Here is a 7507-nt window from a genome sequence, read left to right on the forward strand (position 1 = left end):
CTGACCCAGCGGCTGCGGCAGATGGAACGCGACGGGCTCGTGGTCCGTACCTACCACCCGGAAATCCCGCCCCGGGTGGAGTACGAGATCAGCGAACTCGGCGAGAGCCTCGCCCCCGTCTTCGCCGCTCTCACCCAGTGGTCCGAGTAACACCTTCTATCCGTGCAACGAGCACGCGCGGCGTACTCCGGGCCACTGCCACGCTGAGCTCGACCACGCTCCCCACGCACCAGCTACGCACGCACCAGCTACGACTGTCTGTGGAACACGTGACATGACCGGGTGACGCACGCCACGTCCACGGCAACGCCGAGTCGGCAGTAATCGTCATCGTCGTGGGTCGCCCTGGCGGACGCCCGCCGCCGGGTAGCTGGTGGTCAATGTTCCCTTGATGCCGTTGCGGGCGACGTTCGAGCGGCAGATCCGGCGGACCCGCTCGGAGGAGTCGGGTCAGGTGGCGGAGTCCGGGGACCTGGGAGAACCGGGACGACCGGGAGACCCCGGGAACTCGCGGGAGCGGGCGTCGGGCCGCCCTGGGTGCGGCCGTCGAAGGCGGCGAGCCCGGCGAGCCAGTTGCCGGCTAGGCGGTGTGGAGGGGGACGCTCGCGCTGGCCGTGAACGCCGCGCAGACCTGCTCGTCCAGGCCGAACAGGGCGGCCGACAGGTGCTGGCGACTCACGAACAGCGGCGCCATGCCGATCAGCGTGGTGACCCGGCGGCCGGCCACCGTGTACGGGCCCACCATCGTCCCCAGGTTGCTCGTGACCAGAGCGGCGCCCGTCGGGCGGGCCGCGACGGCGACGATCTGCGCGAACACACGGGGCGATGTGGTGTGCGGCATTCCGTCCAGAAGCTTCCGTTCGACCACGCCGAACCCGCCCTGTGCCTTGACGCGTCGGGTCTGCTCGGCGATCTGGGCGAGCCGCCGCCAGGGATCGGCCTCGGTGCAGGGCAGCGGCACTCGTATGCCCAGGGTGAAATTGGAAAGGATCTCCTATTCGTCCGGGGTGCGCACGTTGATCGGCATCGCCGTGTGGATGGCACGCTGACGAGAGAGGCGGGGGGAAGAGACGGCGTGCGCGGCCGGACCCGTCGGCCGTCGTGGGTGTCCATTCCGGCAGGGACCAGGTGCGCAGGACGCCGGCGACCGCCGCGAGGTAGACGTCGTTGACCGTGACGCCCTCGCGTCGGGCGATCCGACGCAGCCGCTCCAGCTCGGTCACCGCCCAGGTGTGCCGCGCCGCGCCGCGAGGGTCAGGGCCGGGTCGTCGACACAGAGCACCACGCCCCCTCCAGGAACTCTCCGGGATTCTGCAGAGTGAAATGGAAGAACGCTCGATCGCCGGTGGTCAGCGGCCTGGTCCGCGGCCCGCACTCGGCGACATTTGTGGATACATAGGTCATGCCGTTTCCTCTCAACGACATCCACGCCAGGGTGGACCAGGAACGGTCGGTTCGTTCAAGATGCTTCTGTTTCCGCCTCTTGGGATAGAAGCATTCCCTCGCTTTATACGAAAACCGTCCGTGCCCGGTGGGAAGTGAGCATTTTCAAGGTTGTTTTGCGTGAATCGAGGGAATGTTCTGTCTCACGCGTTTGAGGGAACGGCCGGCGGGCCACCCGGAGGCCGGAAGTTGTCCGGCTACTGTCCGTCCGGACACGAGAAACAGAGAAGTCCTCGGTAGATCACAGGGTGTCTAATCATGTGGCCTTGACCGAGGACTTCCACTGCTGACCTACCCTGGCGTCATCACCGTGTCCGAGCCGACCCTGGAGTTCCTGGCCACGCTGCTGGCCGACGACCGCGACCGGCCTCGGACCTGGCGCGAGCTGTCCCCTCGCGACCAGGCGCTGCGCGTGCTCGCGCACCTGCGCAACGGCGACACCCACGAACACCTGGCCGCCGGCTTCCAGGCCAGCGTCGGCACGGCCCGCACCTATGTCCGGGAGGCCGTCGAGCTGCTCGCCAGGCGCGGGCGCAGCCTGCTCGCGGCCGTCTGGACGTTCGCCTGGACCTGGAGCAACTTCCAGGGCCTGATGGACCTGTAGGGCCGGATGATCTGGATCTCCGACGGGCTGCCCGGCTCGACCCACGACCTCACCGCAGCCCGGGCCCACGACGCCCTCCGTGTGATCAACCGCGCGGAGACGATCTACCTCTACGCGGACAAGGGCTACGCCGGCGGCGAGAGCGGCCTGCTCCTCGTTCCCCGCAAGAAGCCCGCGAACAGCGAGCTGCCCGACGACATCAAGGAAAGCAACCGCGCCCGCGCGGCTACCCGCGCACCCGGTGAGCGTGGCTTCGCGGTCCTGAAGAACTGGCGCGTCTTCAGCCGCTTCCGCGGCCGCCCACGCCGGGTCGGCGCATTCACCCAAACCGTCTTCGTCCTGAAGCCGGAAGAGATCTAGAAAAACCGACTTTGAAAATGCTAATTGATCTAACTACAGGTATCGAGGTTCACACCGTTTTTGCCAGCAAGCGACCGTCTCTCCGGGGCGCCGCGATCGCCCGGCCGTGGCTTCTCGATCATGTCATCCTTACCTGAACTCGACGCGGTTGCCGGCAGAGCGACACATTCATCTCACGGTTGCGTGTGTTACGGGATCATTTTGCTGGTAAAGGCGGCGCAATACGGTGTGCTGCATGGTCACACCAGTCGCGGTGCGCCCGACCTCGTTTCCGGTAGTTGCGGCCCCGGGGAGATGGTATCTCTGGCCGGCGTGGGTGCGGTGGGCGTGAGCCTCGTGGTGGCCACCGGCGTCTCGGCACGGTCGACGCCTCGGTCATTGCGTGTGCGGAGCGCCTCGGTATCGACGAGGTCGCAACGGTTGACCGGCGCCATTTCATCGTCGTCAAGGCACGCCGGACACTTGGCCTCCTGCCCTGACTTAAAGGTGATAGACGTCTCGCCGATGCCGAATGGAGTGGATCTCTACCAGGTGTTTGGCCGCGTCGATCCGGTAGATGATGCGGTAGGTTCCGCGGCGCGCCGAGTAGAAGCCGTCGAAGGGCTCGTCCAACGGCTTCCCGACCCGGTAAGGGTTCATGGCGATCGCTCGTTGGATCGTCTCCAGTGCGGCGGCCGCGACCTCCAGGGGCAGGTCCTCGTGGAGGTTTCTCCGTGCCCTGCGCGACAGCGCGACCTCGTAGGGTGCGCCGCTGGCGGCCATCACCCGTCCCCGGCCCGCCGCTGCTCCAGTTCGGCCACGACCTCGCCCAAGGCGAAGGTGTCACCCGCGGCGAAGTCGTCCCGCGACTGCCGCAAATCCGCGAGAGCCTCGCCGTCTGACAGGAGGTCGAGGGTCTCGCGCATCGACTCGTACTCGGCAACGGAGATCAGCATCACATCCGCACGTCCGTTGCGCGTGATCGTGAAGTGATCATGTTCTCTGGCTACCCGCTCGGCCAGCTCGGCAATCCGGGCCTTCGCCTCGGTGATCGGTATGGTCTCCATGAGGGTCATTATAAGGACCGGTCGCTATTCTGGTCATGCTGGTGGCTGTCTAACTTCGGGCCGATCATCCAGCGCGCTCTCGTCGACTGTCTACGAGATTGGGATCGCTTCAGCACCCGCGACCTTGCGAAGGGCGCCCTACGCGGCATTCTGAATGACGTCGGCCTGACGATCGACGAACTCGCCCCGTAGCGGCCACCCCCGACGACGGCGCGGCTCCTGAACGACCATCCGCTGCCGCCCGCGGGTCGGACATCCGCATGCCCGTGGTCGATTGACTGCTGGGTCCGGGTCACCTGGGCATCAGGCTGGCCGCGGCCGTGGCGCCGAGTCCCCAGCAGGCCTCTCGTGTCGCGACGTCCACCTCGCCGACGATCGACAGTGGCGCGTGCAGGCGCTTTCACTTCAGCCCGGTGGCGATGGTTTCCACGCCGCGGATCGCGCCGGCCGTATCGCTGTTGCCGTGGACGTAGAGGGCGTACGGGCGGCCGACTGTCGCTTCCAGCACGGGATAGTAGAGCTGGTCGCAGAAATGCGCCGAACCCTGGTCACGGGGCTATCACCCATCGTTATCAATGGATCAGCCCTGGACCGACCGGATGGGGCGCAGGCGCGCCAGCCAGCTACGGCATCAGGGGCGCAGCGGTCGTCGCGCCCGGCTCCCAGCCCACTCGCTGAAAGGGTCCAGCGGGCGTAGCGGCGTAGCGGGCGGTGGCGATGATCGGGCCAGCCGTCCGGACCGAGAAGAACCGGGCCGGAGCGTACCCCGCCGACGCGTTCCTATCGGAATTGCTGGCCTTGCTCGGCGGTCCGGCATTGGCCAATCACAAGGACGTGACCCGTCTGCCGATACCCTCCTGGTCGAGACGGACTCCCACCGCGGAGTTGACGATCGTGTCAATCATTTCGTCACGCCGGCGCCCCAGACTCACCCGAACTCCGAGATCTCGGCCGATCCGCTGGAGGATCTGCTTGTTCCTGGCGATCCTCTCAAGGAACATGTGCGCCTCCTCTCGGCTACCCATCTCATCGAGGCGTTGGCGTACGGACGCGGAGTCAGGTTGACCAGCCATGACTGTCGATCCATCCTTGATCGTGCCGATCCTCCCCCGCGGCACGCTTTCGGGCGCCGGCGGACTGGTGGTCCGTTCCCCGGCTACGTCGGCGCCGAAGACCGGCCGGTCAGGCGCTCGCTGCACCGTGAGGACGAGCCGGCCAGCAGCTAGATCAACCACGGTCTGATCATCGAAACTCCGGATGAGCGCCGAGACCCTCTCCAGCACTGCGAGGACGGACGTCATTCCTTCAGCCATCAGATTACGGTCCAATCCTGCTTTCGAATTCGTCGACTAAAGCATGGATTTCTGCCGCTATGTCGGGACATAGTCCGAACACCGCTGGCAGGAGCCTGTCGACATCCGTCTGGAAATCCAGGCTCTCGCGCATCATCGCAGTAAATGTAGGGAAGAGGCGGCGAACCTCGTCGATAACCCGCTGGCTCGAGGGGGTGGGCCCGGGCCCCCACCCCCATTCCTTACTCGAGTGAACACAACACCTAGAAAGGCAGGCGCCAGGTCTTCCACTCGGTTCTCGCCGGAGGGAGACCATCCAAGGATCTCGAAGTTATTCTTCTTGAAGTCGGTAAGTCTTTCGGTCAGATGGCGGATACCGAAGGTAGCCAGCCTCTCCGGCTGCGCAGGGACCAGAATCCCTTCGCTGGCCACGATCGCAGATCGAGTGAGTATCTCAAAATCCGGCCGGCAGTCGATAAGCACGTAGTCGAATCCCTCACGGCGGAGCAGCCGTAGGCCATCGGCCAGTCGCATCACTACTCGGCGGTGACGATCCTGATAGCGGCGTGAACTGGGGTCACCGAGTTCTACACCGAGCCTGGCAGCAACGCTCTCAAGCTTCGGGGCAGAAGCCACAATTGCAAGCTCACCGCCGTTTCTCCTGGTATGCGCCCGGACTTCCTGCGGCCAGGAAACGTACCGCATGAGGTTTGGCCCGGCCCCTCGACGACCAGCTGCCATGTACCAGTCCGCGACGGTTCGCCGGTTAATCTGTCGCTCGACGTCCGCCGGCCGATAGAAGGAGTGCGTCAGGCTGGCCTGAAAGTCCAGGTCGAGCAGGAGAACACGACGTCCTCGACGCGCAAGCTCCGCACCGACGTTGGCCGTCAGAGTCGTCTTCCCGACACCGCCCTTGGAGTTGACCACGGTAGCGACCTGCATCATCAAACCCCGCGGACATTGGATGCGCGACGGCGTTCGGTCGGCCGCAACTGGACCAAGCCGCTTCCCCGCCAATCCTGTGAGATCACAACGGAAAATCACCCCCATCTCCACAGCATGCCATCCGCCTGCGCCACATTCAGGAGAACGCCATGAATCGCGCCTGTGGTCGCACCCGATGACCATTCTGGGCTAAGCCGCCCTGAGCAGATCTGACCAGCAGGTTCGAACCGAGCCGGCCTACGCGGCTCCGTCGGATCGGCCCTGAGGTGCGACGACTTCGCCAGTGTGTCGATGGTGGTAACCTGTGCGGCAGCTTGGCCACTTGGGCTGGTCGACTCGGTGAAGGCTCCGGCCACCCGCGCTGGACGGTCCCACTTGGCGGCCTGCCCTGAGTTCTTACTGACTCGGCAACATGTCGCACGGCTTTTCGAGGGGGTGACCGAGCTGGCTGAGCAAGCTGGCGACGACAGCGACTCCGAGGACCTGCGCGACGACGACAGGGCCGAGCTCCAGGAGGTGGACCCCGACCCTCCGCAGATCAGCTACAGCGGCACCGACTTCGACGTCGAGGGTCTGGTCCGTCGACACGATCGGGGCGACATAATAGTACCGTCCTTTGGCAATGATGATCCCGGCATCGAGACAGCCGGCTTCCAGCGCGAGTTCGTCTGGAAGCGTTCGCAGATGGACCGTTTCATCGAGTCCCTACTGCTCGGATACCCCATTCCGGGTATATTCCTTGTCCAACAACAGGACCGCCGCTATCTCGTTCTTGATGGGCAGCAGCGAATAAAGACCCTGAGCCTCTTCTATAATGGCAGCATCAACGGGCGCGAGTTCGCACTTCAGAACGTGGCCGCCAGATTCCAGGGGCTGACCTATCAAACTTTTTCACCCGAACAGCGCCGCACGCTCGACAATACCTTCATCCAGGCGACAATAGTCAAAACTGACGGCACCCGCGAGTCACTCGACGGCGTTTACCAGATCTTCGAGCGGCTGAACTCGGGCGGTACGCAGCTCACGCCGCACGAGATTCGCGTGGCACTCTATGCAGGCGAGTTCATCAAGTTCCTCACCGCTCTGAACGAGAACCCGTCGTGGCGCGCTCTCTACGGGCCGCCATCACCACGGCTACGCGATCAGGAGATCGTGCTCAGATTCATCGCCCTCTACGTGTCACCGGGTAGTTATAAACGCCCTCTCAAGAAATACCTGAACGATTTTGTTGGCGCTCACCGCCGACTGAACGAGCTGGACGCCAAGCTGATCGAAAAACGATTCGACAGGGCAGCGCAGCTTGTGTTGGAGGAGGCCGGAAGAAGCGCCATTCGCGGCCGGGGGCGTCAGCTCAATGCGGCTCTCACCGAGGCGCTTTTGGTAGGACTGGCCCGTAGGCTTGATGCCGGTAGCGAACCGACAGCAGCTGAGGTCAGCCGCGCCATCGACGCGCTTCTCAACGAACCTGACCTGGATTACGTGACCACGCGCGCAACGGCTGACGAGGAGAGCGTACGGATGCGTCTGGCGCTGGCGACGAGAGCTTTCTCCCGCATCTGACATGAGCAGGCGAGAACGCGCCGAGGTCTGGCCGCCGACTGAGACCAGAATTATTTTAGACCGCCTGTCCGAGCTAGCTGTACTGGTACAAGATCAGGAAAGAGTTGCGGATAATCAAGAGGTCGTTTCCTGGCTTGCGCGACTGCTGGTGATCCGAAGCTGCGGATATCTAGAGCAGACCGTGGCGGGGACATTCCGCGCGTACACCAGCAGGCTGTCCTACGGCCACGTCAGGAACTTCTCGCTTGGCTGGTTGG

General features: G+C 64.4%; 10 protein-coding genes and 2 pseudogenes. 5 read left to right on the plus strand and 7 right to left on the minus strand.

Going from position 1 to position 7507, the window contains the following annotated elements:
* Positions 1-12: 12 nt before the first annotated feature.
* Positions 13-150 carry a winged helix-turn-helix transcriptional regulator gene (locus tag AC08OJ_RS16875; protein WP_476596230.1) on the plus strand — a complete coding sequence of 46 codons (138 nt, stop codon included), beginning with the start codon at positions 13-15 and terminating at the stop codon, positions 148-150.
* Between the two features lie 430 nt (positions 151-580).
* Here the strand turns inward: AC08OJ_RS16875 and AC08OJ_RS16880 are convergent, their stop codons facing one another.
* Positions 581-961, minus strand: a complete 381-nt coding sequence (locus AC08OJ_RS16880) for a WS/DGAT domain-containing protein (RefSeq protein WP_476594120.1) — start codon at positions 959-961, stop codon at positions 581-583.
* 293 nt (positions 962-1254) lie between these two features.
* A complete protein-coding gene (locus tag AC08OJ_RS16885) occupies positions 1255-1404 on the minus strand; it encodes a hypothetical protein (RefSeq protein ID WP_476594119.1) in 150 nt (49 codons plus the stop codon).
* A 349-nt stretch (positions 1405-1753) separates the two neighbouring features.
* Here AC08OJ_RS16885 and AC08OJ_RS16890 point away from each other — a divergent pair, with 349 nt between their 5' ends.
* Complete coding sequence (locus AC08OJ_RS16890) at positions 1754-2047, plus strand: helix-turn-helix domain-containing protein (RefSeq protein ID WP_476594118.1); 294 nt, start codon at positions 1754-1756, stop codon at positions 2045-2047.
* A gap of 6 nt (positions 2048-2053) precedes the next feature.
* On the plus strand, positions 2054-2407 hold the full coding sequence (locus AC08OJ_RS16895) for a transposase family protein (RefSeq protein WP_476594117.1): 354 nt from the start codon (positions 2054-2056) through the stop codon (positions 2405-2407).
* Between the two features lie 480 nt (positions 2408-2887).
* Here the strand turns inward: AC08OJ_RS16895 and AC08OJ_RS16900 are convergent, their stop codons facing one another.
* The 5 genes and pseudogenes from AC08OJ_RS16900 to AC08OJ_RS16920 all read right to left on the minus strand — a co-directional run bounded on the left by AC08OJ_RS16900 (position 2888) and on the right by AC08OJ_RS16920 (position 5873).
* Positions 2888-3169, minus strand: a complete 282-nt coding sequence (locus tag AC08OJ_RS16900) for a type II toxin-antitoxin system RelE family toxin (protein ID WP_476594116.1) — start codon at positions 3167-3169, stop codon at positions 2888-2890.
* Positions 3169-3453, minus strand: coding sequence for a type II toxin-antitoxin system Phd/YefM family antitoxin (locus AC08OJ_RS16905; protein ID WP_476594115.1), 285 nt, complete (start codon positions 3451-3453; stop codon positions 3169-3171). Before AC08OJ_RS16905 ends, AC08OJ_RS16900 begins: the two co-directional genes overlap by 1 nt.
* 292 nt (positions 3454-3745) lie before the next feature.
* Positions 3746-3988, minus strand: a pseudogene (locus AC08OJ_RS16910) (flavodoxin); the annotation flags it as partial.
* A 289-nt stretch (positions 3989-4277) separates the two neighbouring features.
* Positions 4278-4454, minus strand: coding sequence for a hypothetical protein (locus AC08OJ_RS16915; RefSeq protein ID WP_476596228.1), 177 nt, complete (start codon positions 4452-4454; stop codon positions 4278-4280).
* A 444-nt stretch (positions 4455-4898) separates the two neighbouring features.
* Positions 4899-5873, minus strand: coding sequence for a ParA family protein (locus tag AC08OJ_RS16920; RefSeq protein WP_476596229.1), 975 nt, complete (start codon positions 5871-5873; stop codon positions 4899-4901).
* A 252-nt stretch (positions 5874-6125) separates the two neighbouring features.
* On the opposite strand from AC08OJ_RS16920, the gene AC08OJ_RS16925 reads away from it, so the two are divergent.
* Entirely contained in the window at positions 6126-7250 is a 1125-nt protein-coding gene (locus AC08OJ_RS16925; RefSeq protein ID WP_476594111.1) for a DUF262 domain-containing protein, read from the plus strand.
* Position 7251: 1 nt separating this feature from the next.
* Positions 7252-7507 (plus strand): annotated as a pseudogene (locus AC08OJ_RS16930) (HEPN domain-containing protein); the annotation flags it as partial.

This window comes from Frankia sp. CgKIO3, assembly GCF_977946435.1.

What these genes read in the sequence shown, in the direction of transcription:
- AC08OJ_RS16885 (WP_476594119.1), bottom strand. Translation starts at nt 1,404, where the DNA reads ATGACCTATGTATCCACAAATGTCGCCGAGTGCGGGCCGCGGACCAGG.
- AC08OJ_RS16895 (WP_476594117.1), top strand. Translation starts at nt 2,054, where the DNA reads ATGATCTGGATCTCCGACGGGCTGCCCGGCTCGACCCACGACCTCACC.
- AC08OJ_RS16900 (WP_476594116.1), bottom strand. Translation starts at nt 3,169, where the DNA reads ATGGCCGCCAGCGGCGCACCCTACGAGGTCGCGCTGTCGCGCAGGGCA.
- AC08OJ_RS16905 (WP_476594115.1), bottom strand. Translation starts at nt 3,453, where the DNA reads ATGGAGACCATACCGATCACCGAGGCGAAGGCCCGGATTGCCGAGCTG.
- AC08OJ_RS16915 (WP_476596228.1), bottom strand. Translation starts at nt 4,454, where the DNA reads ATGTTCCTTGAGAGGATCGCCAGGAACAAGCAGATCCTCCAGCGGATC.
- AC08OJ_RS16920 (WP_476596229.1), bottom strand. Translation starts at nt 5,873, where the DNA reads ATGGTCATCGGGTGCGACCACAGGCGCGATTCATGGCGTTCTCCTGAA.